Genomic DNA, 26,992 nt, shown 5'->3' on the forward strand with positions numbered 1-26,992 from the left:
TGACTGACTACTTCTCGCCAACGTTCCCGGCTGGGATTGATGGCGGATCTTCGGCACGGAAGTCTCGGACGGGTGCGACACCTAACCTCGGTGAACGACCTGAGCGATGCTGAATTGCACTACCTGGTGCAGCGGTCGGCGTGGTACGCAGGCCCGGGGTCGGCTGGCGTACGCCCGTTGGAAGGCTGCGTCGTCGGAAGCTTCTTCCGGACCACCTCGACGCGTACGCGTACGGCCTTCGCGACCGCGGCGTTGCGGCTGGGCGCCGGCCATGTCGCGTACGGCCCCCAAGATCTGCAGCTGAACACCGGTGAGTCCATCGAGGACACCGCCCGGGTGCTCGGCACCATGCTCGACGCTCTCGTCGTCCGGACCGCCGCCGATCCGGCCGAGCTGCGTGCGCTGCTGGCTCAGGATCGGATGGCGATCGTCAACGCGATGACCGCCGACGAGCACCCGACGCAGGCCATCGCCGATCTGTCCACACTCGAGCGGCACTTCGGCAAGGTCGGCGGGCTGCGTATCGCGTACTTCGGCGAGGGCAACAACACCGCGTCGGCGCTCGCCTTGGCCCTGTCGCGGTACGCCGACGTCGAGTTCTGCCTGGCGACACCGCGCGGCTACGGGCTGGAGCCGGCGTTCCTGGAACGGGCCCGGGCCCAGGCGGCCGAGCGGGGTACCACTGTGGTGGAAGTCCACGACGCTGCCGCGGCGATCGAGGACGCCGACGTGGTCTACACGACGCGGTGGCAGACGACGGGCACCTCCAAGGCGGATCCCGAGTGGCGTACCAGCTTCGCGCCGTTCCAGGTGAACGAGGCGCTGATGAGCCGGCACCCGAGGGCGGTCTTCATGCACGACCTGCCCGCGCATCGCGGCGAGGAGGTGACCCGCGAGGTCCTTGACGGATCGGCGAGCATCGCGTTCGGGCAGGCGGAGCAGAAGATGCACAGCGCCAAGGCCGTGCTGGAGTGGTGCGTACGCGGACGGCAGCCGTGACCGGAACCGCCCGTGACCGCTTCGCAGACGTCGTGGCGGCGATGCCGGACGCCGCCGCCGTGTACGACGGCGGTGTCGTCACGACCTACGCCGAACTGGACCGGCGCTCGGACGAGATCGCGGGCTGGTTGTGCGACCGGGGGATCGGTGCCGAGGACGTCGTCGCGGTCGCCGTCGGCCGGACCGTGCACCTGCCCGTGTGCGTGCTGGGGGTCTGGAAGGCGGGCGCGGCCTATCTCGCGCTCGATCCGCTGGCCCCCCGCGAACGGTGGCGTTCGATCCTGGAGCAGGTGCGGCCGGCCGCCGCGCTGGCCGAGGCCGGGTTTCGCCGCCGGTTGAGCGGCCTCGAAGGCTCCGTCGCCTTGGTGGACCGGGCGATCAGCGCCCGTCGGCCGACGCCGGGCGGCTGTGATGCCCGCAATCTGGCCTACGTCATCCACACCTCGGGTTCGACCGGCCGGCCGAAGGCCGTGGCGATCAGTCAGGGATCCCTCCTGGCGCTGGTCGACTCCTACCGCCGGCTGTATCGCATGGGTGACGAGGTCAAGCGCGTGCTGCAGCTGGCCGGCTTCGGCTTCGACGTCGCGACCGGCGACCTGGCCCGCACGTTGCTCACCGGTGGCTGTCTGGTGATGTGCCCGGACGAGACGCTGACAAGTCCGCCAGACCTCGTGCGACTGGTCGACGATTCCGCGGCGGAATACCTCGAACTGACGCCCTCGCTCCTGCGTCCGTTGGTGAGGCACCTGGCGACGACCGGCGATCGACTCGACTCGGTCCGTCACGTGATCGTGGGCGGGGAACTGTGGTCGGCTGACGAGTATCGCGAGGCGCGTGATGTCTTCGGGCCGAAGGTCGCCCTCTTCAACACCTATGGGCTGACCGAAGCCACCATCGACAACACGTACTTCCAGACAGACCCGGACACGGCGTACGCCGGCTCCGTGCCGATCGGCGCCGACTTCGCCTCGACCGGCCTGGCAGTGCTGGACGGGGAGCTGCGCGAGACCGGGGAGGGCGAGCTGTACTTGAGCGGCGTACAGCTCGCTCGGGGCTATCTCGGCGATCCGGCGGCGACCGCCGCGCGTTTCGTGCCCGGTCCCGACGGCACCCGCCGGTACCGAACCGGTGACCTCGTACGCTTCGACGATCACGGTGCCCTGGTCCATCTCGGCCGGGCCGACGACGTGGTGAAAGTGCACGGCGTGCGGTTGAGCCTCGTCGAGGTGCAACTGGTTCTCGCCGCCTGTCCCGGTGTCGCCGCCGCGGCGGTCGCGGTAGAGGAAGTCGGCGGCCGCCGGGAACTCGTGGCGTACCTGGTCGCCGCGGACGACCTGGACGTCGCGCAGTTACGCCGTTTCGTGGCGACGCGGCTTCCCCGCGCGATGGTGCCGGCGGTCGTCGCAGTGGTGCCGCAGTTCCCCGTCACGCCGAACGGCAAGGTGGACCTGGCCGCCCTGGGCCGGCAGCGGCGGAGGTCCGCCGACGTGGAAGCCGACGATCCGGCCGGGGCGGATCTCGCGGCGGGCGTACGCCGGATCTGGGCCCGGGTGCTGGACACGGCCGCGCCCGCGCCCGACGACGACTTCTTCGAGCACGGCGGGGACTCGTTGCGCGCGGCCATGTTCGTGGCAGCCGTGCGAGCGGAGCTGGGCGTGGAGGTGGCCCCCGGGACACTGCTGGAACGGCCGACCCTCGGTGAGGTCGTCGCGGCGGTCGCACGATCGGCGGCGTCCTCGGCGATCGTGCCCGATCCGAACCGCACCACCGGGCCGCTGGCACCCGGCCAGCAGCGGCTCTGGCTGCTCAACCAGCTGGACGGGCTGGCCGCGTACAACATCCCGGTCGTGCTGGGCCTGGCGGGCGACGTCGACCCGGCGATCGTCGCCGGAGCGCTGCACCACCTGGTGACGCGCCACCCGGCTCTGCGGACCGCCTTCGTGGCCGGCGCGGGCGGGCCGGAGCAGCGGATCGCGCCGGCCCCGGCGCAGTTCCCGCTCCATTTGCTGACCCTGCCGGACGCCGGGTCGGCGGAGGACTGGATCGCCGCCGAGGTCCGCCGCCCGTTCGACCTGACCCGGCCGCCGCTACTGCGAGCCGCGCTGATCAGCCTCGGCCAGGGTGAACATCGTCTCGTGCTTACCCTGCACCATCTGGTCTCCGACGCCCAGACCGTACGCGTACTGCTGACGGAGTTCGGTGAGGCATGCCGGGCGCTGCGCGCCGGGAACATCCCGGCATCGCCCGAGCCGGCACTGTCCTACCTGGACTACAGTGTCTGGTACGCCGACCGGCTCGGTGCGGGGGAGTACGAACCGCAGCTGCGCAGCTGGACCCAGCGGCTCGACGGGTGCCCGCCGGCGTACCGCTTCCCAGCCCCACTCGCTCCGGCGGCTGAATCGGGGCCGGAAATCCATCGGCGGACCCTCGACCCGAATCTCACCGCGGACCTGCGCGTCTTGGCCCGGGAGCACCGTACGACGCTGTTCGTCGTCCTACTCACCGCGCTGGCCGGAGTGTTACGTCGCTGGGCCGGTGAGGAAGACCAGGTCATCGGGGTTCCGCTGGGCACCCGCACCGTAGCGGGGACCGAGGACCTGGCCGGCTTCTTCGTCGACACTGCGGCGATCCGCGTCACCGCGCCCGAGACGGCCACCTTCGCCGATCTGGTCCGGGTGACCCGGGCCGCGATCGCGCACGCCACGGCCAACCAGGCGATTCCCTTCGACGTCGTGCATCACCACCTGCGCCGTGCCGGAACCGACGTCTCGTTCAGCACCTGGTTCAACTTTCTCGGCGATCCCGACCCGGCACCCGAGATCCCCGGGCTGAAGACCTGGGTGATCGACCAGGATCCGGTCGGGCCCCTGTTCGACTTCAACGTCTATGTCACCGACTTCGGCGGGCATCTCGGCCTGACGGTCATCCACGATCCGGCCACGGTGGACGGACGCGTCGCCGCCGCGTTCGTGGATCAGTTCGCGGCACTGCTCTCAGCGGTCGCCGACCGGCCGGACCGCCCGGTCAATGAGCACCCGCTCGCCTCGACTCCGCTCGACGAACCACGGCAACCGGTTCCGGCCCGCGCAGTGCTGGAGAGCTTCGCCGATCGCGTACGGGACGCCGGGGCCGCGATCGCGATCACTGATCAGTCCGGTGCGGTCACCTACGCCGAGCTTGCGGCCTGGGCGTCGGCCATCGCCGCGCAACTCGCGAGGCACGTGAGTCCCGGGGACCGGGTGGCGGTCTACGCGCCCCGGTCCAGGTCGCTCGTGGCCGGCCTGCTGGTGTCCTGGGCCGCCGGGACCGACTTCACCATCCTCGATCCGGGCCATCCGCAAGCACGGCTGCGGGCGCAGCTCGAGGCCGCGGGCGGAACGGCGGCGATCCTGTTCAGCGGGACGGCGCCCACGTTCGGGGACCGGTTCGGACCCACGATCGCCATCGACCCGATCCGCGCGGGCGGGGCACTGTCCGCGCCCTCGCGCCCGGCCGGGCACGTGGGCTTCACCTCCGGCACGACCGGCTCGCCGAAACCGGTGCGCGCCAGCGGCGTGCCGCTCGCGCATTTCCTCGACGTGTACGCCGCCGGCTTCGGGCTCGACGCCGCCGACCGGTTCGCGATGCTGTCCGGATTGGCGCACGATCCTCTCCTGCGGGACGTGTTCGCTCCGTTGACCGTGGGCGCTTCGGTGCGGATTCCGCCGGACGAGTTCATTCGTTCACCCCGCGATCTGCATGCCTGGCTCGACTCCGAAGAGGTCACGGTTGCCCATGTGACTCCGCAGCTGTTGCGGATGATCACGACGGTTCGGCGGCCGCTGCCCCGGTTACGCGTCGTGCTCTGTGGCGGCGACCAGCTGTTCGCCGCCGACGTGGCCGCGCTGCGGGCCGTCGCGCCGTCGGTGACCGTGGTCAACGCGTACGGGACGACGGAGACTCCGCAGGTCGCCGCGTGGTATCGGGTCGGGCCGGATGACCGCATCGGCGGCGGCGAGCGGCGGATACCGATCGGCGTGGGCGTCGACGGCACGGACGTGCGGGTGACCCGGGCGGACGGGCACCCGGCTGCCGTCGGCGAGCGGGGCGAGATCGTCGTGCGCAGTGCCTATCTGGCCGACGGATACGGCCCGGAGTACGCGACCGGGGACCTCGGCCGGTACTTGCCCGGCGGGGTGATCGAACTGCTGGGCCGGGCCGACGACCGGGTCAACGTCGCCGGGTTCCGGGTCGAACCGCAGGAGGTCGACGCCGCGATGCGGGCGCTCGGCTACATCGCCGACTGCCGCACGGTGACGTCGGCGGGGCGGCTCATCGCGTACGTCGTCACCGCCGAGGGCGAAACGGTGAGCGTCGCGAAGTTGCGCGGCGATCTGCGTACCACCTTGCCGCCGCACCTGATCCCGGCGGGCGTGGTGGAGATGGCGGCGCTTCCGCTGTCGCGCAACGGAAAGCTCGATCGGGACGCGCTCCCGCCCTGGCGTCCCGGGGATGGGATCGACGGCCACACCGTTCGGTTCTCGCGGCTGGAGCGCCAGATCGCCGACGTCTGGCGTGAGGTCTTGCAGTGCGCGCCCGATCTCGACAGCAACTTCTTCGACCTCGGTGGCAGCTCGCTGCTCATGCTTCAGACACAGATCGCGCTTGAGGACCGCCTCGGCTTCGAGGTGCCGATGCTGACCCTTTTCGAATTGTCCACCGTGCGGGCCCTGGCCGCGCACCTGGCGGGTGGGGCCGCGGCCGCCCCCGGCTTCCGCGCCACCCGCACTCCTATCGCGGTAGACGCGTCTCGCCGTCAGTCGGTTCGCGCGAAGATACGAAGGGAGATGTCGTGAGCGACAGCCACCACATCGCGGTCGTGGGTATGGCCGGATGCTTTCCCGGCGCGCCGGACATCGGGCAGTACTGGGCGAATTTGCAGGACGCCGTGGAGAGCATCACCTTCCCGTCCGACGACGAGCTGCGAGACTACGGTGTTCCGCAAGAGATGCTGCGCAACCGGGACTACGTCAAGGCGTACGCGAACGCGCCGAACGTCCAGGACTTCGACTCGGCGCTGTTCGGATACACGCCCCGGGAAGCCAGCCATACGGATCCGCAGATCCGCATGTTCCTCGAAAGCGCCCACGCCGCTCTCGAACACGCCGGCTACAACCCGCACGACACCGACGCGACGATCTCCGTCTACGGCGCGGCCGGTTCGAACCGGTATCTCGATCTGCATCTGGGCTTCACCGGAGATGCGACGGCCGCTCAGAGTTTCGCGATCACCGCGCTCAACAACACCGACTACGTTGCGATCACCACCGCGTACAAGCTGGACCTGCGGGGTGCCGCGATCTCCGTCGCGACGGCGTGCTCGAGTTCACTGGTCGCGGTGCATCTGGCCGGGCAGGCGCTCCGCAACGGCGAATGCGACATCGCGGTGGCCGGCGGTTCAGAGGTGGAGATGCCGTTCGGGCACGGGTATCTGTGGGTGGAGGGCAGCCCGTTCTCCCGAGACGGCCATGTCAGGCCGTTCGACGTCAAGGCCGACGGCACGGTGTTCTCCAGCGGTTCCGGAGCGGTGGTGCTCAAACGTCTCGCAGACGCACTCGCTGACGGCGACACAATTCACGCGGTGCTTCGCGGCAGCGCGGTGAACAACGACGGCTCGCAGCGAGCGGGATTCACCGCGCCGTCCGTTCCAGGACAGGCGGCGATGCTGGCCGAGGCGTTCGGCATGGCCGGCGTCACCGCAGCGGACCTGTCCTTCATCGAGTGCCACGCGACCGGTACGCCACTCGGTGATCCCATCGAAGTGGCGGCATTGCATCGGGCATTGCGTGCGGTCGGCGACGTCGGCAACGCGCGGGTGGCGCTCGGCTCGGTCAAGGCGAGTGTCGGCCATCTCGGGCATGCCGCCGGGGTGGCGTCGCTGATCAAGGCGATTCTGGCGCTGCGGCACGGCCGCATTCCGGCAACGTTGAACTTCACCGAGCCGAATCCCAAACTCGAGCTCGACAGTTCGCCGTTCGTCATCGCCGACCGGATGACGACGATCTCGGACACCAAGCCCTGGGTCGCCGGGGTCAGCTCATTCGGCGTCGGCGGGACGAACGCGCATGTGGTCGTCCAGGAGGCTCCGACTCGCCCCGTGACCGCAGCGCCCACCCGGCCGAGGATCGTGGTGTGGTCGGCGCGCAGCGAACAAGCCGGCCGCGAGTATCAGGACAACCTCGCCGCGTACTTCGGCGACGCGGAGAACGAAGCCGGCTTCGCGGCCGCCGTGCATACCCTGCAGCGCGGTCGCCGGGCCCATCCTCAGCGCTTCGCCGTGATCGCCGCCGACGCCGCCGACGCCGCGGCAGCCTTGCGTACCGGGCAGAAGCTGATCACGTCGCCCGGTGGCGGACGGCGCGACGTCGTATTCGCCTTCCCCGGTCAGGCGTCGCAACGCCCGGGAATGGGCGTCAGCGCCTATCGCACCGACGCGGCGTTCGCGGCCGCGGCCGATGAAGTGCTCGATCTGCTGGCGCAGCAGCAGATGGACCTCCGCGACGACTGGCTCGCCGCGGACCCGGCGCTGCTGACGCGTACCGCGGCAGCTCAGGCCTTGTTGTTCACCGTTGAGTACGCCACTGCGCGAGCACTGCTAGCCCGTGGGGTACGCCCGGCAGCGGTGATCGGTCACAGCGTCGGCGAGCTCGCCGCGGCGGCGGTCGCCGGTGTCTTCTCGCTCCCAGACGCGGTGACGCTGGTGGCGGCGCGTGGCCGGGCGATGGAAAGCGCCCCGGCCGGGGCGATGCTCGCGGTGGCGATGCCGTTGGACGATCTGGTGCCGTTGCTTCCGGACGGGGTCACGGTGGCCGTGGTCAACGCCGAGCGGCAGTGCGTGCTCAGCGGCGCTCCCGAGGACATCGACGGGGCCCTGGCGATGCTGCGGGATCACAAGATCGCCGCCACCCGGCTGAACACGGCGGGCGCGTTCCACAGTCCGCTCATGGCGTCGGCCGCGGAGCGATTCGGCCTGGCCTTCGAGGGTGTGACCCTCAACCCGCCGACGATCCCGTTCTACTCGGCCGCTGCCGGTGGGCTCATCGGTGAGCGGGAGACCATCCACCCCGCCTTCTGGGCGGAACAAGTCGCCGCGCCGGTCCGATTCGACCGGGCCATGCGGGCGCTGCTCGACGACGGTCCCCGGCTGATGCTCGAGACGGGTCCCGACCGGGTGCTCAGCAACCTCGGCAAGCTGGCCGGGGTGGCGGGTTCGGCGTTCATCCCGGTCCTGGAACCGCAGCACGGGTTGCTGGAGGCGACCGCTCGGGTCTGGGCGGAGGGCCACGACGTCGACTGGGACGTCGAGGGCGAGGACCTCGGCGAGGTACGCCGGGTGCCGATGCCCGGATATCCGTACCAGCGCCGTCGGCACTGGGTGGAGCCGCTCGCCCTGCGTACTCCGGCGATCGCCGAGGCGGCACCGGCGGCGTCCGCTCCCACGCCGGTGGATGCGCCGCCGCAGGACACGCCACTGTCGACGATCGTGTGGTCCGAGGCGGAGCCGCTGAGTGAGGCGGTCCTCGACGGCCACTGCCTGCTGCTGGCGCCTGAGGGGGAAGCCGACAGCCTTCCGCTCGTGCTGGCCCTGCAACAGGCGGGCGCGACCTTGTCGATCGCTCGGCCGGCCGACGCGTACGGGGAGACGCTCGGCGAGTTCCGGGTGCGCCCGGGGGAACGGGCCGACTACACGCGGGTGCTGGACGAGCTGAACCGCCGGGGTACGCCCCCGCGTCTGGTCGTGCACGCCATGACGATGCCCGGCGAGCTGTCGGGCAGCGCCCTCGGCGGGTCAGTCGACCATAGCTTCGGCAGCCTGTTCGCGGTCAGTCAGGTGATCAGCTCGATGGCAGCAGACGCCGCGCCGGGACTGCTCGTCGTCGCCCGCGGTGCGATCGACGTCACCGGCGGCGAGCAGGTCGACCCGGTGGCGGCGATGCTCGTCGGGTTCGCCAAGTCGCTGGCCAAGGAGGCGCCGCAGCTCGGCTGCCGGGTCGTCGACGTCCGCGCCGAGCAGGAGAAGGAGCTCGCGCGCGAGCTGGCTCGCTGGCGCGAGCACGAGGTCGTGGCGCTGCGCGGTTCCCGGCGCTGGGTGGCCGGCGTCCGGCCGCATTACCCGGAGTCGGCGGGTACGCCGGTCCCGGCGTCGATCCTGCGTCGGCAGGGGCACTACCTGATCACCGGAGGAACCGGCGGCCTGGGCCTGGCGTTGGCCCGGGGCTTGGCCGGGACCGGACTGCGACCGCGGCTACTTCTGGTGAGCCGTACCGGTCTGGCCGACGACGCGACCGACGATCGTTCCACCCGGTTGCGGGCGCAGATCGCCGAGCTGACCAGACTGGGCGCTCAGGTGCGGGTGCTCGCCGCGGACGTCGCCGACAAGCGGGCGCTGCAGCGTGCGCTCGACGCGGCCGTCGCGCGTTTCGGGCCGGTCAACGGGGTGTTCCACCTCGCTGGAGTGCCCGGCGACGGACTCGTGCGGTTCCGTGATCCGGCCGACGCGGCGAAGGTGCTGGCGCCGAAGGTACGCGGGACGGTGCTGCTTGCCGAAGCCTTGCGTACGGGGTCGCAGCTGGACTTCTTCGCCTGCTTCTCCAGCCGGGCGGCCACCGACGGACTGGTCGGCAGCGCCGACTACGCCGCCGCGAACGCGTTCCAGGACGCGTACGCCATGGTGCTGCGTCACCAAGGCGTGCCGGCCGTGTCCATCAACTGGCCGTCGTGGGCCGAAGTCGGCATGGCAGCGGACTACGGCGTGCAGACATGGTCGACCGAGCTCGGACCCGCCATCAGCCCGATCTTGGACGAACACCGACTGGCCGGAAAGGCGATCCTGCCCGGCACGGGCCAGCTCGATCTGATTCTGCGCGGCTACTGCGCCATCACCGGTCGTGAGCTTCCCGTTCGCCTCAACGATGTGGTCTATCACCTGCCACTCGCGGCCGAACAGACGCGACGAGTGGAGATCAGGCTGCATCCGGACGGCGTGATCGAATTGTGGTCGCGGCCGCTGGACGAGCCGGGCGCGACCGCGATCAGACACACCAGGGCCAAGATCGCGCCGGTCGGCGAGGTCGGTGAGGCACCAGATGTCGTCGCGTTGCAGTCGACCCATCGGCATCCACTGGACGAGTCCGACGCGGACGAACCGCGACTGTTCCGGCTCGGCCCCCGCTGGAACAACGTGACGGCCACGTTGACGCGTTCCGAGCCGGAGATCGACGACATGCTGCTCTCCATCGAACTGCCCGAGGAGTTCGCCGGCGATCTGGACGAGTATCTGATCCATCCCTCCCTTCTGGACACTGCTACGACCGCGTTCCGGCGTCCGGCGGACGGGCTGCACCTTCCGTTCTGCGTCGAGTCCGTGGTGTTCCTGCGGCGCCTTCCGATGCGGTTGTTCGCCCAGTCCCGCCGGTTGCCGGACGGCGCGGGGGTGATCAGGGCGGACGTGGACCTGATGGACCCTGAGGGCCGGCTACTCGTCCGGGGGTCCGGCTTCACCCTGCGCAAGGTGGCCGGCGCGGAGCAGGTGACCGGCGGCACCGCCGCGCCGAAGAGCCCGGGTGGCGACTCCGGCATCGATCCGCGCGAGGGCGTGGCGCTCACGCTGAGCATCCTCGGCGGGGACCATCCCGGTCAGGTGCTCGTCGAACCGGGAGCTCGACCGCTCAGCACGCCGACCGCGCCACGCGTCGCGCGGCAGCCGGTCGCGCCACCGCCCGCCGTACAGGTTGTCGCGCAGCCTACGCCGGTCGCCAAGCCGATGGAGCCGTCGGCGGCTGCGCCCGTCGCGCCCCCGGGCGACAGCGGCTCCACCGGCGTACACGAGGGGGTTCAGACGAGGGTCAAGGCGCTGTGGGTGGATGCGATCGGCGACCCGGACATCCCCGTCGACGCGAACTTCTTCGAGGTCGGCGGCAACTCACTGACCGCGATCTCCCTGGTCGGCGCGGTTCGTGACGAGTTCCGGGTGGAACTGTCCATCGGTGCGATCTTCGACTATCCCACCATCGCGGCGCTCACCGACCTGCTGTGGGAGCAGGGCGTCCGATGAGCCGTCTCGTCCGGCTCGACGACGACTGGGGACTGTGGCCGGTCGCCCCGGTACGCGGTGCCGGCCTGCCGTTCTCGTGGCTGGCGGGGCTGACCGGCGACCCCGCGTCCGCGTTGCGGCAGCTGCTCGCCGAGCCGTCGTTCCTGGCCGCCCTCACCTGGCAGAACCCGGGTTTGGTGACCAGCTGGGCGGGCAAGCCGGAGCCGGGGCTCACCTCGTACCGGCTCGGGGTGCTGGCCAAGTACGCCCAGCGATACTGCGCGAAGAACGACAGCATCGGGTTCTTCGGCTCGGTCGGGTGGGCGCAGCTGGACTGCGAGCCGGGAGTTGATCTGCGAACCGACGGCTCTGGGGCGGTCCGGCGCTCGGAGGTGTCGCTGGAGCTGTGGGCGGTGCGGGCGCTGGCTGCGGCGCTGGCCGCCGACTCCCGGGTCGCACCGCATCTGCCGCTGCGGGTCAACCCGTCGGTCGGGATCGTGGGCGATCAGGCGATGCGACCGTATCGGCCGCCGATGGCGCTGAGCCCCGAGCAGCTGGCCGTCCTCGACCGGGTACGCGGTGGGGCGACCGCCGCCGACTTCGAACCCGCCGATCTCGGTCATCTCAGCGCGCTGCTGGACGCCGGTCTGGTGAAGTCCGGCTTCGCCGTGCGGCCCAGCGCTCACCCCGAGGAGAGTCTGCGCAGCCAGGTCGCCGCGCTTGCGACGCCTGACCGCGACGACCTGCTGTCCGGAATCGACAAACTGCTCAGCGCCCTGGCCGAGGCGGAGAAGGCGGCCCTGCGCCCGGCCGAGCTCTCCGAGGCGTTCATCGAGCTGGAGCGGCACTTCGCCACGATGACTGGCGAGCCGGCGACGCGTACCAAGGCCGACGCCGGCACGGGCCGCACCCTCGCGTACCTCGACTGCCGCCGTGACCTGGATGTGCGAATCCCGGCCGGGACGGTCGAGCAGCTGGCCGCACCGCTCGCGCTGTTGCTGCAGTCGGCCCGTTGGCTCACGGCTCAGCTCGGCGAAGCCGTCGAGGAGGAGCTGCAGCAGGTGTACGCCGGCCTGCGCAAGCGACGCAGCGAGGTGACCCTCGCCGATCTCTTCCTGGCCGCTGCGGAGATTCTGTCAGGCGCGCCGAGGACGGTCGTCCACGAGATTGCGCGGGACTTCACGCTCCGATGGGCCGAGATCCTCGCCGACGTCGGCACCGACCCGGGTGCCGGTCCGGTCCGGCTGAGCTGCACCGATGCGGCGCCACTGGTGTCGGCGCTGTTCCCGGCCGGTGAGCCCGGCTGGGCGGCCGCTCGCCAGCACAGCCCCGACCTGCTGTACGCCCAGCACGGCGACGACTCGTTCTGGGTGCTGGGTGAGCTGCACGTAGCGATGAACACCCTCGAGTCGCGGTTCTTCCACACCCTCGCCGACGACGCCGGCCGGTTGGACGACCTGATGGCGCTGGACATGGCGGGCGGCCGCATCGTGCCCTGCTACCCGTACGGGCCGGAGATCGACTCGCGCCGCTATCCGCCGCCGGCGATGCACGTGCCCGATCGCTACCTCTACTGGTCGCACAGCGACGACATGGGTACGCCCGACGGGTCCCCGGCATGGCCGGCCGCTGCCTTGCCGGTGTGGCTGGAGCAGGGCGAGCTGGTCGCCGGGCCGGATCGGAACAGCTGGGCGCATCCCGTACGCGAATTCTTCGGCGAGTTCCTGTCGGCGCTGGCGGTCAACCTGTTCCGGCTGCCCGTGCCCGGACCCCGGGTCCTCCTCGACGATCTGGTGATCCGCCGGGCGACGTGGGCCTTCGAACCCGGCGACTTGCCGGCCGGGGTGTTGACCAAGTCCGGCTACCGGCCCGAAGTCCTCAGTGCCTGGCTGGCCGGGCAAGGTCTGCCGCGGCACTTGTTCGCGCAGATGCCCTCCGAGCCCAAACCGTTCTACGTGGACCTGTCCGCGCCGGTGCTACTGGCCAACCTGGCCCGATCCTGGCGACGGGAGACCAGCGGCCCGATCCGGCTCCAGGAGATGCTGCCCGGCCCCGACCAGCTCTGGCTCCAAGACGGCGACGGCCGGCGGTACACCACCGAGTTCCGTTTCGTCGCGGTGGACAGCACCGCACGTGTCCTGCCCGCCCTCGCCACCACAGTAAGGCGATCGCCATGTTGATTCTCACTCACCGTGACGTTCAAGACGCCTTGAGAGGTCAGGAGGTCGCGGTTCTGCAGGCGGTCGAGGACGCCTACGTCGCGCACGCGGCTGGTGCATCGTCCCTGCCACACTCGGTCTTCCTCAGATTTCCCGACGAACCGCGGAACCGGATCATCGCGCTGCCGGCGTACCTGGGCGGCGGGCAGCCGATCGCCGGCGTCAAGTGGATCTCGTCGTTCCCGGCGAACATCGACCGCGGGCTCGAGCGGGCGTCCGCGGCCGTCATCCTCAACAGTCTGGAAACCGGCCGGCCGCTGGCGTTCCTCGAGGGGTCGACGATCTCGGCCTGGCGGACGGCGGCCGGCGCGGCCTTGGCGGCCCGGCTGCTCCCCGCCGCCACCGACGGCAACGGAGTGACCGTGCTCGGCTGCGGGGTGATCAACTTCGCGGTGCTGCGTTTCCTGCGCCACGTGGTGCCCGGCTTGAGCGAGATCACCGCGTACGACACACAACCCGGCCGAGCCGAACGGCTGCGTGAGCGGTGCGCGGCGGACCTGCCCGATCTCACGGTGCGGGTCGAGCACGATCTGGCCACCGCGCTGGCTAAGAACACGCTCATCAGCGTCGCCACCAACGCCCTGCAACCACACCTCGACTTCAGCGGGCTCGTCCCGGGGACATTGCTCCTGCACATCTCGCTGCGAGACGTGCTTCCCGAGGTCATCGTGACGGCAGCGAACGTCGTCGACGACGCCGACCACGTGTTCCGCGCCAACACCTCGGTGCACCTGGCGGAGCAGCAGGTGGGTAACCGCGACTTCGTCGCCGCGACGATCGGCGAACTGGCGGCTCGCGGCGAGGCGGCCGACCGCGACCCGTCCCGGATCACCGTCGTGTCGCCGTTCGGGCTGGGGATTCTCGACCTCGCCGTCGCCGACCTGGTGGTAGCGACGGCCAACCAACGAGGACTGGGCACAGCTGTCGACGACTTCCTGCCCGCTGCGGAGACGAACCATGACTGAGCTGTCGCCCCTCAAGCAGCAACTGCTGGCCCAGCTTCTCAAGAGTGGCGGCGGAGCGGCTCCGGCCCCGGTCGACGTCATTCCACCATGGACGGGCGACTTCCCTGTGCGGCTGTCGTTCGCACAGGAGGCGGTCTGGCTCATCGCACAACTGGCCGGGGACGTCCCGCTGTTCAACCTCATCGCCGCGGAGTGGATACCCGACGGCCTGCCCCTCGCGCGGATTCAGCAGGACCTCAACGACATCGCGGCCCGGCACGACAGCATGCGGATGGCGGTGCTGTCCGGCGGCGATCGGCCCTGCATGACCGTCCTGCCGTCGCTGTCTGTCGTGCTTGAAGAGATCACCGTGGAAGGCGACGACCTCGACGCCGTGCGTACTGCGGCGTTGCGATTCGCGGCCAGGCCGTACCAGCTCGACGAAGCCCCGCTATGGCGGTCTGCCGTCCTGGTCACCCCGTCCGGCCGCCGGATGTTCATGCTCGGCGCGCATCACATCGTCATGGACGCCTCCTCGCTGGTCCTCGTCTGCAGTGAACTCGCCGGAGCACTGCCCCGGACCCCGCTGCCGCTGCGGTTCGCCGACTTCGCCGCGTGGCAGCGCGAGCGTGTGGCCGGCGGGGCTTTCTCGCGCGATCTCGACTACTGGCGTGGCCGGCTGGCCGATCTGCCCGCTCCGCTCGACATGCCGGCCGACCATCCGCGGACCGCAGAGCGCAGCCTGGCAGGTGCGACGGTGCAGCGGGAGCTGAGTGCCGAGGTCATCGACCAGGTACGCGCGCTCAGCCGGGCCGAAGGCGTCACCACCTACATGACCATGCTGGCGGCGTACGCCGTCCTGCTGCGCCGCTACACCGGCGAGGACGACCTCCTGATCGGCTCGACGGTCTCCGGGCGCAACCGGCCGGAGCTGCAGCGCATGGTCGGCATGCTCGTGAACATGGTGCCCGTCCGGGCCGACCTGACCGGCTCGCTCACCTTCCGTGAACTGCTCAAGCAGGTGCGCGACCGGGTGTCGGAGGCGCTCGTCCACCAGAACGTGCCGTTCGACCTGCTGATCCGGGAGGTCCGCCCCGGCTATCCGCGCAACCGCGCGCCGCTGGCCCAGGTCGGGTTCAACATGCCCATGGAGGAGAACCGGCAGATGCTGACCTCCGTGGCGCTGCCGATGACGCCACAGGGCTCGCAGCTCGACATGACGTTGCACGTGGTGCCGCTCGCCGGTGGCGGGCTGGACGTCGAGCTGGAGTACTCGACCGCCCTGTTCCGTGAAGAGACGGCGTACGCGTTGCTGGATCAGTTCATGGCGCTCGTCGGCGCCCTGGCGGCCGATCCTGCGGCCGACGTCAAACGGGTGCCGGTGGGGGAGGAGCTCACTACCGCCCCGGCGCAGCCCGATGTGCCTCTGCTCCCGGCGTTGTTTCGTGCACAGGCCCTCCGCACCCCGGATGCGACCGCGCTGGTCGACAAGGGCGAAACCATGACGTACGCCGAGCTGGAGCGCGCCGTCGAGGTCCTGGCGGCCCATCTCGCGGCCGAAGGCGTCGGCCCGGAGACGCGAGTGGGCGTCTACCTCGACCGGGGTGCGGCCGCAGTCTGCGCTCTCCTCGCGGTGGGCCGGCTCGGCGCCTGCTACGTCACGCTGGATCCGCAGCACCCAGGGGCGCGTACGCGGCTGATCGTCGAGGAAGCCGGCCTCCGCACCGTGGTGACGACGACGGAGAACGTGAACCGGCTCGCCGCGCTCGGGATCACGGCGTTCTGCGTCGACACCGTCTCCGACGACGGCCGGCGTGCGCCGATTCCCGCGCTCCGCCCGGATCTGGCGGCGTACATGATGTACACCTCGGGCTCCACCGGGCGCCCCAAGGGCGTGGTGATCACCTACGGCGGGATCGCCAACCGTGCACTGTGGCCGATCCGGAGCCTCGGTCTCGGCCCGGCCGACCGCGTCCTGCAGAAGACCGCACTGACCTTCGACGCCGCCGGCTGGGAGATCTTCTCGCCCCTGGCGAGCGGCGGAACGGTGGTCGTCGCACCGCCGGGCGTGGAACGCGATCCGGAGGCGATGGTACGGGCGGTCGCCGATGAGGCGGTGACGGTCCTGCAGGTGGTCCCCTCGGTTCTGCGGCAGCTTGTGTCCGCGCCCGGGTGGGAGGAGTGCTCGGCGCTGCGGCTGCTGTTCAGTGCCGGAGAGCCATTGACCGGCGAACTGTGCGCGCGTGTGCGCGAACTCGTCGACGTCACGATCTACAACACGTACGGCCCGACCGAATGCTCCATCGACGTCACCGAGTACGCGTGGCCGCCGGAGCAGCAGGACGGCCCGGTGCCCATCGGCCGCCCCCTCGACGGCATGCGCGCCGTCGTCCTCGACCGCGAGGGCAACCCGGTTCCGCCCGGCGGGATCGGCGAACTGTACGCCGGTGGCATCGGCGTCGCCCGTGGCTACCACGCCCGGCCCGAGCTGACGGCGGAGCGCTTCGTGCCTGATCCGTTCGGCCCGGCCGGCTCCCGGTTGTATCGCACCGGTGACCTCGTCCGGCGCCGCCCCGGCGGGGTGCTCGAGTTCCTCGGCCGCCGCGACGATCAGGTGAAGGTCAACGGGGTCCGCATCGAACCGGCCGAGATCGAACGGGCGCTGATCGACCCGCCGACGGTCACGGCGGCGGCGGTCGTCGTGCGTACGCTGCCCGACGGTGGGCGGCAACTGATTGCCTATCTCGCCGGCGAGGGCAGGTCGGAAGCCACCGAGCTGCGCGCCCGGCTACGGCAGACGCTGCCGGACGCCTTGATCCCGTCGGTGTTCGTCCATCTCGACGCGTTGCCGCAGACCAGCAGCGGCAAGATCGATCGGGTGGCGCTGCTTCAGCGAGACCTCCCGGCGACCGCGCCCGCGGAGCGCATCGAGCCGCGGGACGAGACCGAACGGGGTGTGGCCGACGAGTGGATCGCGCTGCTGGGCTGCGAGAGCGTCGGCGTGTACGACGACTTCTTCGCATTGGGCGGCCAGTCGCTCCAGCTCGGTCTGCTCGCCAACCGGCTGCGAAAGCGGTTCGGCAGGGACATCGCGCTGTCTCGGCTCTACTCGGCCACCACGGTGGAGACTCAGGCCGCGTTGCTGCGCGTACCGGCCGTGGACCAGCCGGCCCCGGAGCACCGAGTGGCACGCGTACCGCGTGGTGGACCGCTGCCGCTGTCGGCCGGGCAGGAGCGGATGTGGATCGCCGAAGCGTTGCGTCCCGGCAGCCCGGAGCAGATGGTCCCGGCGATCTTCCCGCTCGACGCCGACGCCACGCTGGCCTCGGTCACCGCCGCCGTGCGGAGGCTGACCGGGAACCACGAGATCCTGCGCACCCGCTACCTCCTTGTCGGCGATGAGCCGAGGCAGGTGATCGATCCGCAGGCTCGCCTGGAGATCGACGAGGTACGCCGGGACGACGAGGATCTGGCCGGCGACATCGCCCACCTGGCCGGACGCCCGTTCGACCTGGCGGCCGGACCGGTCTTGCGGGGCCGGCTGGTCGTCACGGCGTCCGGGCGTAAGTCTCTGGTGGTCCTGGCGCACCACATCGCCTGGGACGGCGTGTCGGCCCAGGCGTTCGCCGAGGAACTGCGTGCTCCGGCGGACGCGCCCGACGTGCAGTACGCCGACTATGCCGCCTGGCAGTCGGCCTGGCTGGCGGAGAACACGGAGCGGGAGCTGGCGTACTGGCGCGAGCAGCTGACCGGGGCGCGCGCCACCGAGATCCCGTGCGACCACCCCCGCCCGAAGGTGTGGCAGGGACGCGGCGAGTCGCTGGCCTTCCGCATCCCCGCGGCGGTGGGTGCGCCGATCGTCCAGATCGGACGCGAGGCGGGCGCGACGCCGTTCATGACGTTTCTCGCCGCGTTCTCCTGCCTGCTGGCCGGAGTCGCCGGGACCGACGACGTGGTGGTCGGCACACCGGTGGCGGGACGCTCATCGCCGGAGGTCGACCGCCTCATCGGCTACTTCGCGAACATCCTCGTGCTGCGAACCACGGTCGGCGCTGACGACACGTTCCTCGACGTGCTGGCCTGCACCCGGGAGAGCGCCCGCACGGCGTACGCGCACCAGGATCTGCCCTACGACCGGCTGGTCGACGGGCTGCGGGTCAAGCGTGACCGGTCCCGCAACCCGTTGTTCCAGATCATGTTCGAGGTCGGCGCGGAGCGGCCGTCGTACCTTCCCGGCCTCCCGGCTGACGGCGACCTCTCCCACGTCCGCATTCCGTGGCCGACCGCGATGTACGACCTCACCGTCACGCTGACCGCGGAGCCGGACGGAAGCTACCTGGGCATCGCCGAGTTCGCGACGGACCTGTACCGGCGGGCCACGATCACCCGGTTGATCGGCGAGTACCAAGACCTGTTACGCGAGATCGTGGCTGACGAGCGGCAGACGGTCCGGGTGCTCACCCCGGCCACGCTGCCGGAGGTGCTGCGCTGCCGCGCCCGCGTCACGCCGGACGCGATCGCCGTCCAGCAGGACGACCAGCGGCTGACCTATGCCGAGCTGGACGACCGAGCCGATCGCATGGCCACGCAGCTTCGCGGACTCGGCATACGCCCCGAGATCCCGGTCGCGGTATGCCTGCCGCGCTCGCCCGAGCTCGTCGTCGCCGCACTGGCCGCCATGCGGTCCGGTGGGGTGTTCGTCCCGCTCGATCCAGCGTCGCCCGCTCACCGTCTGGCGTCGATGCTCGACTCGATCAAGCCGGGTGTCGTCGTCGCTCACTCAGAGATCGCCGAGCACCTGCCGCCGGACGGACCGGCCGTCCTCGTGCCGGGCGACGCATCGCCTGCCGCAGCGCCGGGCGCCGGGCCGCCCGCCGCCGTACCGGGCCAGCTCGCGTACGTCGTGCACACCTCGGGTTCGACTGGGGAGCCCAAGGGCGTCATGGTCGCCCACGGAGCGTTCCTCGCGCACTGTGCGAGCGTGGCTACCAGGTACGGGATGACGGCCGCCGACCGCTTGCTGCTGACCAGCCCGCCGTTCGTCGACGTCGTGTGCGAGCACCTCGGCGTCACGATCGTCGCGGGCGCGACTCTCGTCCTCGGCCCGGCCCGGCCGTGGAGCCCCGCCGAGCTGGCCGACTACGTCGAAACGCACGGCGTGACGTTCCTCGACCTGCCGCCGACCGCGTGGCGTGACTTCCTGGACCATGCCGAGCCCGGCGACCGCCGCCTGCAAACGCTGCGGGTGGTCAACATCGGCACCGATGTCGTACGCGCGACGGACGTCCACCGCTGGCACGCCCTCGGCCTGGCGGGCGAGTTCCTTGCCTGCTACGGGCCGACCGAAGCGGTGGTGACGGCGAGCCTCCTCGAAGTCTCGGCCAACCTGGGCAATCAGCTGGCACCGGAGTCGGTCGTGCCGATCGGCACCGAGGTCGGCGGGCGGATCGGTTACGTCCTCGACGAGAACCTTCGGGCGGTGCCGACCGGTACGCCGGGGGAGCTCTACCTCGGTGGTGCCCTCCTGGCGCGGGGGTACGCGGGCCGGCCCGCGCTGACCGCCGAGCGGTTCCTGCCCGACCCGTACGCCGACGTCCCCGGTTCGCGCATGTACCGCTCGGGCGACCTGGTCAGCCGCGACTCCGACGGAGTGCTGCACTTTCACGGCCGCGCCGACCGCCAGGTCAAGGTCAACGGATTCCGGGTCGAGCTGGCCGAGGTCGAGGCGGCAGTGCTCACCCATCCCGGCGTACGCGCCGCGGTGGTCGTCGCGGTCGAGTCGCACGGAACGCCTGAGCTGGCCGCGTACATCGTCGCGGGAGATTCCACCGCGCCGACCGCCCACGACGTACGCGCGCATCTTCGGGGGCGGCTGCCCGCGTACATGGTGCCGCGGCACGTCGTGACGCTGACCGAGCTGCCCTTGACCCCCAACGGCAAGGTGGACTCGCGGAGGCTGCCCGCCGTCGCTGTCGACGGGCCGGAAACTCCCGCCGGTGACGTCGGGCTGGACGATGCGCCGGTCCCGGAGACGGAGGATCTCATCCGGGGCATCTGGCGCGACGTGCTCGGCGAGCCGGAGATCGACGACGACGCGGACTTCTTCGAGCTGGGCGGCAATTCACTGATGGTCACCCGGGTGCACACGCGACTTCAAGACTTGTTCGGCGTCACCGTGTCGCTCGGCGAGATGTTCGATGCGACCACCGTCCGCAGCCAGACCGCCATGATCACCGATGCGGTGATCGCCGAGGTCGGGCAGTTGTCCGACGACGATGTCGCGGCACTCCTGCGGGAAGGCGGCGACGATCTCGCGGGTGACCTTGGGCGGGCCGTCGAGCACACCTCCGGGGAGAACGATGAACGACAGTAGCCAGCCCGCCACCGTCGACCCCGCCGCCGAGCTGCGCCGCCGTCTGGTCCGGCAGCGGCTCGCCGGGCAAGGTACGCGTCGCGTACCGCCGTCTCCGGCCGAGCCCGCCTCCGATGGGCCGATCCCGTTGTCGTCTGCGCAGCGGCGGATGTGGTTCCTCGAGCAGCTCAATCCGGGCGGCACCGAGTATCTGGTGCCGCTGGTGCTGCGGCTGCGGGGGAGCCTCGACGTCCCGGCGCTGACCCGGGCGCTCACCGGCCTGATCGCCCGCCACCAGATCCTGCGCACCGGATACGAGCTGCGCGACGGCGAGCCGGTCGCAGTGGTCGCCCCGCCGACGGCGGTGGATCTGCCTGTGCTGGCCACCGACGAGGTAGGACTGTCGGCGTTGCTGGACCGCGAGTCTCGGCGCGGCTTCGATCTGGCCCGGGGACAAGTGTGGCGGGCGACGCTGGTCCGGCTCGGCGACGACGAGCACGTGCTGGTGATGCACATCCATCACATCGCCTGCGACGGCTGGTCGACGGATTTGTTGTGCGCCGACCTCGCGTCCATCTACCGGGCGGCGCGGACCGGGCTGCCCTCGCCACGGTCGGCGGCGGCGCAATACGGCGATCACGCCCGAGCCGAGCAGCGGTTCCTGGCGAGCGACGAGGCCAAGGCGGGTCTCGACTGGTGGCGCGACAACCTCGCCGATCTGGACGAACTCGAACTGCCGACCGACCGGCCGCGTAGCGTGCCTCGGGATCCGACCGGATCGCGTGTCCTGTTCACCGTTCCGGCGGCGGTCGCCCGTGGGGTGGCCGAGATCGCGCAGGCTCACCGGACCACCGCGTTCGTGGTACTCCTCGCCGGGTACGGCACCCTGCTGTCGCGGCTGACGCGCCAGACCGACATCGCCGTCGGCTCTCCGGTCAGCGGGCGTACGCGACCGGGAGCGGCCGAGGTTGTGGGACCGTTCATCAACACCGTGGTGCTGCGTATCGACTGCGCCGGCGACCCGTCGTTCGCGGAGCTGATCGGCCGCGTCCGGCACGTCGTCCGCGACGCGATGATCCACCAGGACATTCCGTTCGACCGGGTGGTCGACGCGGTGCAGCCGGATCGCGATCTGTCCCGCAATCCCCTGGTGTCCGCGCTCCTGCTGATCGAAGAGGACGGCCTCGCGACCAAGCCCGAGTTCGGCGACCTGGACCTCGTGGACGAGCCGGTGGCGCCCAGCTCGGTCAAGCTCGACCTGAGTCTGGGGCTGCGTCGTGGCCCGGACGGCGAACTGCACGGTGCAGTGGACTACGCCACCGCATTGTTCGACCGGGTGACGATGCAGGCGCTGGCCGACCGTTTCGTACGCCTTCTCCAGCACGCCATACATGAACCGGAGCTACCAGTCACCCGACTTTGCTGGCTGAGCGACGCCGAACACACCTCGCTGATGCGGCAGTCGACCGGCGTTTCTCAGGCGGTGCGGGACGCCACGCTGCCCGAGATCATCGGTGAGCACGCGGGCAGCGACGCGATCGCAGTTCGCGCCGACGGTGTCGATCTGTCCTATCGCGACTTGGACCGCCGCTCCGAGGAACTGGCGAAACTGCTCGCCGGCCTCGGCGTACGCCGTGGCGATGTGGTGGGTGCATGCCTGCCCCGGAGTCTGGAACTCGTGTGGACGCTGCTCGCCATTCTCAAGGCCGGAGCCGCGTACCTCCCGCTCGACCCGGACGATCCGGCCAATCGGCTGCAGGCCGTCGTCGGCCAGGCGGGTGCCGGTGTCGTTGTGGCGTGGCCGGACGCCGCAGGGAAGTTCGAGGGCGGCCCGCGGATCGTCTCACCGGATGGCGCTGGACCGACGGACGTCTGCCTGCCGCCCACCGGCCCGCTCGACCTCGCCTACGTGATCTTCACGTCGGGATCGACGGGTACGCCCAAGGGCGTGATGATCGATCACGCCGGGATCGTCAACCGTCTGGACTGGATGCAGCGGGCCTACCAGCTGCGACCCGGTGATCGTGTGCTTCAGAAGACGCCGTACACCTTCGACGTCTCGGTGTGGGAGTTCTTCTGGCCGCTGATGTACCGCGCGACGCTCGTCATGGCGGCCCCCGGCGAACACCGCGACCTGGCCCGGCTCGATGCCACCATCCGCCGAGAACAGATATCGCACCTGCATTTCGTGCCGTCGGTGCTGGACGCGTACCTGGACACCGTGCCCGACGCTCCGCCCAGCCTGCGGCAGGTGTACTGCAGTGGTGAGGCGTTGCGGGCAGTCACCGCCCGGCGATTCGCCGCGTGGTCCACGGCGAGGCTGCACAATCTCTATGGGCCGACCGAGGCGTCGGTCGACGTCACGGCTTTCCAGGTTGACCCGGCCGAGCTGGCCGGTCTGACGTCGCCGAGTGTGCCCATCGGCGCGCCGATCAGCAATATGGCGGTCTACGTGCTGGATCAGCAGCTCTCGCCGGTGCCGGTGGGCTGTCCCGGCGAGCTGTACCTCGCCGGGGTGGGCCTGGCCCGGGGATATCTGCGCCGCCCGGAGATCACCGCCCAGCGGTTCCTGCCCGACCCGTTCGCGGCCGAGCCGGGCCGTCGCATGTACCGCACCGGCGACCTGGTCCGCTGGCGGCGCGACGGGACGATCGAGTTCCTCGGCCGGATCGACAACCAGGTCAAGCTACACGGCGTCCGGATCGAACTCGGTGAGATCGAGGCAGGGCTGGCGGGCCACCCGCGGATCGCCGCGGCGGCCGTCGTCGTGCACCGCTCCGCGTCCGGCCCGGCGCAACTGGTCGCCTACGTGGTCAGTCGCCGCGACACCGAGGTCACCGCCGCCGAACTGCGGTCGCATTTGGCCGGGTTGCTGCCGGCCGCGATGGTGCCCGCCCGCTACGTGTTCCTGCCGGAGTTGCCGCTGACCCGGAGTGGCAAGCTCGACAAGCGGGCGCTTCCGGCACCGTCGTCCGGCCGCGAGATCGACGGCGAATACGTCGCGCCGCGTAACGCCGATCAGGCGGTCATGGTGTCGGTCTGGTCGCAGGTCCTCGGCGTCGACCGGGTCGGCGCCGACGACGACTTCTTCGCTCTCGGCGGCGACTCGATGCGCGCCATCCGGCTGGTCGGGGCGCTGAAGGAGCGCGGTGTCGGCATCACCGTCCAGGATGTGTTCCAGCACCGTACGCCGGCGGCCCTGAGCGCGGTGGCGACCAGCGCCGGCGCAATGGCTCCGGAGTCGGCGGCCGAGCCGTTCAGCCAGATTTCCGCCGCCGACCGCGCCCGTCTGCCCGACGGCGTCGTCGACGCGTACCCGGTGACGCAGGTGCAGGCCGGAATGCTCTACGAGATGATGTCGGACGCCGAACGGCTGCCCTATCAGAACTTCACGCTGTACTTCATCGACGACGGGGCGCCACTGTCCGAAGCGGCGTTGCGCGGAGCCGTCCGGGAGGTCGTCCGCCGGCACGAGGTGCTGCGTACCTCTTTCGACTTGGTGAACTACGGTGAGCCGCTGCAACTGGTGCACGCCGACCGCGAGGTGCAGATCTTCGTCGAAGATCTGACCGGGCTCACCGACGCCGAGCAGACCCGGCACATCCGGCAGGCGACCCAGCAGCAACGGCTGCAGCCAATGGACATCGGCGAGGCCCCGCTGTGGCGGCTGTACGCGTACCGCACCTCGGCGGCTCGCTGGACGCTGGCCTGGATGGAATGCCACGTCATCCTCGACGGGTGGAGCCACAACTCGCTACTCCGTGAGGTGATGGACCGCTATACGGCGCTGCGTACCGATGAGCCGTCGGCGCCATTGACGCCGCCGGTGCGGCGGTGGGCCGACTTCGTAGCCGCCGAACGCGACGCGATCGCCGACCAGACCAGCCGCGACTACTGGGCCGGCGTCCTGGCGCAAGCGCAGACTCTGCGCCTTCCGACGGAGTGGGCGGGTCAGGCTGGCCCGGCCCATACGGTGATGCAGCCCATCGGAGCCGACGCCGTCGCCATCCGGGATCTGGCCACGGCGGTCGGAGTGCCGGTCAAGAGCGTCTTCTTCGCCGCCTTCCTCAAGGTCCTGAGCGCGATCACGGTGCAGGACCGGTTCCTCTGCGGCCTGGTGTGCAACGGGCGCCCCGAGATCAGCGGCGGCGACCAGGTGCTGGGCATGTATCTCAACACGGTGCCGGTCCCGGGCTCCCGTCCCGACGGCACGTGGCGGGAGCTGATCCACGCTGCCGCCGCAGCCGAGACCGCGCTGCTGCCGCATCGGCGATTCGCCCTGCCGGCGATGCGGGCCCTAGCCGGCACCACCGAGCCACTGGTCGAGGCGGTGTTCAACTTCCTCGACTTCTACCTGCTCGACGGCAGCGGGGTCGAAGTCACCCAGACCGACGACGACAGCCCGAACGAGTTCCCGCTCGAGATCACGGTGCTCCCCGGCGTCGTCGCGTTCACCGCCCTCGGCGAGCGAATCCGGCCGCAGCGGCTCGCGTGGCTCGCCGAGGCGTACAACCGCGTGCTACGCCAGATGCTGGCGGACGTCGACGGCGATGCCGGTGGGACCATCCTCGCCCCACCGGAACTAGCGCATTTGCTGACGTCCGCCGCGGCGTCGGCGCAGATCCCGCCGACCATGCTGCCTCGACCGGTTGTGGAGCACGCGTCTGAGAACCTGCGTGCGTACGTGCTCGACCCGCAGCTCACCCCGGTGCCGGTCGGCGTGCCCGGAGAGCTCTACCTCGGCGGAGTCGGGGTGGCCGACCCGTACGCGGCCAGCGCCGCGGCCACGGCCGAGGAGTGCGTGCCCGATCCGTTCGGGACGCCCGGTGGCCGGCTGCTGCGCACCGGTGAACGCGTACGCTGGCTCGACGGCGATGTGCTGGAGGCCGTCAGCCCGATCGACGATCAGCTGCGGGCGGCCGGCCTTCGGCTTGGATCAGCCGCGATCGAAGAGGTGCTGACCACCCATCCGTCAGTATGCCGCGCGGTCGTGGCTCCGGTCCGGGACAGCAGGCGACCGTCGCTGGTGGCGTATCTCGTCGCCGACCCGGACGCTGAGCCGATCGACGTCGACGAGGTGAAGCAGCTGGCCCAAAGCCGGCTGCCCGCGTTACTCGTGCCGTCCCACGTCATCGTGGTGCCCGAGCTGCCCACGACGAGCAGCGGCAAGGTGAACCTGCAGGCGCTTCCGCAGCCGTATCAGGCACCGGCGGGCAAGAGGCCGGCAACACGGCCCCGCACGGCTCTGGAGGAGATCGTGGCCGGCGTGTGGCAGTCCGAACTGGGCGACGTGGTCGACGTCGAGCAGGACTTCGCCGACGCCGGCGGGACGTCGCTGGCGGCCATGCGGATCGCCATTCGCCTCGGCCGGCAGCTGGACGTCCCGGTCTCGCCGACCGAAGTGCTGCTACGCCGGACGGTCGCCGGACTGGCGGCTTGGCTCGCTCCGCTCCTGCCTGACGCCGCACCCGCCGACCCGGGTGACGGTCCCGCCGCAGCACAGCGGCCGAAGGCACTGTCGGTGCTGGACAATCCGTCCGGTTCCAATCTCGTGTGGTTCCGCCGCCGGAACGAGGGCGCGCCGACGCTCTACTGTGTACACCCCGGCGGTGGCAGCGCGCATTGGTATCAGCGGCTCACCGAGCATCTGCCGGACTGGCTCGACGTCGGGGCCTTCCAGCACCCGGGGCTGACGAATCCGGACCGGGCGGCGGCCTCCATGGCCGACCTCGCGGCCGGCTACCTGGCCGAACTGCGGGCGTCGCGGCCGACCGGGCCGTACCACGTCTTCGCCTGGTGCGGCGGCGCGCCCATCGGCTGGGAGATGGCCCGTACGCTGGTCGACGCGGGCGAGCAGGTGACGCTCATCCTGCACGATCCGGTGCTGCAGGTGGCCGAGGCTCAGGTCGGCGGCGGGGCGAACCTGCGGCAACTGGCCGAATGCGACGACGCGTATGAGCGCCTTGCGGTGGAGACCGACCCACAGCACATCCAGCGGTTGCAGGCCCGCATCGCCGAGCTGCTGCCGTCCATCGTGGTGGAGGCCTTCCACGACGCGCTGGACGATCCGGATCTGGAGGAGATCTGGCCGATCGCGGTGAAGAGCTGGCGCAGCCAGGTCGAGGCCCGGCTGCCGTACCGGTTCGGCCGATATGGCGGCGCCCTGCACCTGCTGGCGTGCGATGAACTGGCGGGCGGCGTCCATGACAGCCTGGCCGGGCTGACCCTGCCGGAGTACGTCGGGCACTGGGAGACGCTGGCCACCGAGGTCACCGTTCACCGGGTGAGCGGTGGGAACGTCACCTCGATGTTGCCGCCGCACGTGGCAGGGCTGGCCGAGGTGCTGGCGCGGGTAGTGCGGCCCGGCGGCAGCCGGCGAGGCGGTGATGGCCTGGCCTGACGGCGA

General features: G+C 70.7%; 7 protein-coding genes. All 7 read left to right on the forward strand.

The annotated features are described in order from the left end of the window. The first annotated feature begins 39 nt into the window (after positions 1 to 39). From HOV77_RS16975 to HOV77_RS17005, 7 genes are read left to right on the forward strand one after another with little or no spacing between them, the layout of a single operon-like run. Positions 40 to 999, forward strand: coding sequence for an ornithine carbamoyltransferase (locus HOV77_RS16975; RefSeq protein WP_290863354.1), 960 nt, complete (start codon positions 40 to 42; stop codon positions 997 to 999). Further along, positions 975 to 5,834, forward strand: a complete 4,860-nt coding sequence (locus HOV77_RS16980; RefSeq protein ID WP_290863355.1) for a non-ribosomal peptide synthetase — start codon at positions 975 to 977, stop codon at positions 5,832 to 5,834. Before HOV77_RS16975 ends, HOV77_RS16980 begins: the two co-directional genes overlap by 25 nt. Next, a complete protein-coding gene (locus tag HOV77_RS16985) occupies positions 5,831 to 11,092 on the forward strand; it encodes a type I polyketide synthase (RefSeq protein ID WP_290863356.1) in 5,262 nt (1,753 codons plus the stop codon). The genes HOV77_RS16980 and HOV77_RS16985 overlap by 4 nt, the downstream gene beginning before the upstream one ends. After that, positions 11,089 to 13,251, forward strand: coding sequence for a lantibiotic dehydratase (locus HOV77_RS16990; protein ID WP_290863358.1), 2,163 nt, complete (start codon positions 11,089 to 11,091; stop codon positions 13,249 to 13,251). Before HOV77_RS16985 ends, HOV77_RS16990 begins: the two co-directional genes overlap by 4 nt. Beyond that, the gene (gene sbnB / locus HOV77_RS16995; RefSeq protein ID WP_290863360.1) at positions 13,245 to 14,255 is read left to right on the forward strand and encodes a 2,3-diaminopropionate biosynthesis protein SbnB; all 1,011 of its coding nucleotides are present in this window, start codon (positions 13,245 to 13,247) and stop codon (positions 14,253 to 14,255) included. Before HOV77_RS16990 ends, sbnB begins: the two co-directional genes overlap by 7 nt. Continuing rightward, positions 14,248 to 20,607, forward strand: a complete 6,360-nt coding sequence (locus tag HOV77_RS17000; RefSeq protein WP_290863362.1) for a non-ribosomal peptide synthetase — start codon at positions 14,248 to 14,250, stop codon at positions 20,605 to 20,607. The genes sbnB and HOV77_RS17000 overlap by 8 nt, the downstream gene beginning before the upstream one ends. After that, complete coding sequence (locus HOV77_RS17005) at positions 20,594 to 26,986, forward strand: non-ribosomal peptide synthetase (protein ID WP_290863363.1); 6,393 nt, start codon at positions 20,594 to 20,596, stop codon at positions 26,984 to 26,986. The genes HOV77_RS17000 and HOV77_RS17005 overlap by 14 nt, the downstream gene beginning before the upstream one ends. Positions 26,987 to 26,992: the final 6 nt, after the last annotated feature.

The organism is Hamadaea sp. (genome assembly GCF_013362815.1).
In the GTDB taxonomy this organism is placed as follows: Bacteria; Actinomycetota; Actinomycetes; order Mycobacteriales; family Micromonosporaceae; genus Hamadaea.

Coding starts and splice junctions, on each gene's coding strand:
- HOV77_RS16975 (WP_290863354.1), top strand. CDS start 40: ATGGCGGATCTTCGGCACGGAAGTCTCGGACGGGTGCGACACCTAACC.
- HOV77_RS17005 (WP_290863363.1), top strand. CDS start 20,594: ATGAACGACAGTAGCCAGCCCGCCACCGTCGACCCCGCCGCCGAGCTG.
- HOV77_RS16990 (WP_290863358.1), top strand. CDS start 11,089: ATGAGCCGTCTCGTCCGGCTCGACGACGACTGGGGACTGTGGCCGGTC.
- sbnB (WP_290863360.1), top strand. CDS start 13,245: ATGTTGATTCTCACTCACCGTGACGTTCAAGACGCCTTGAGAGGTCAG.
- HOV77_RS17000 (WP_290863362.1), top strand. CDS start 14,248: ATGACTGAGCTGTCGCCCCTCAAGCAGCAACTGCTGGCCCAGCTTCTC.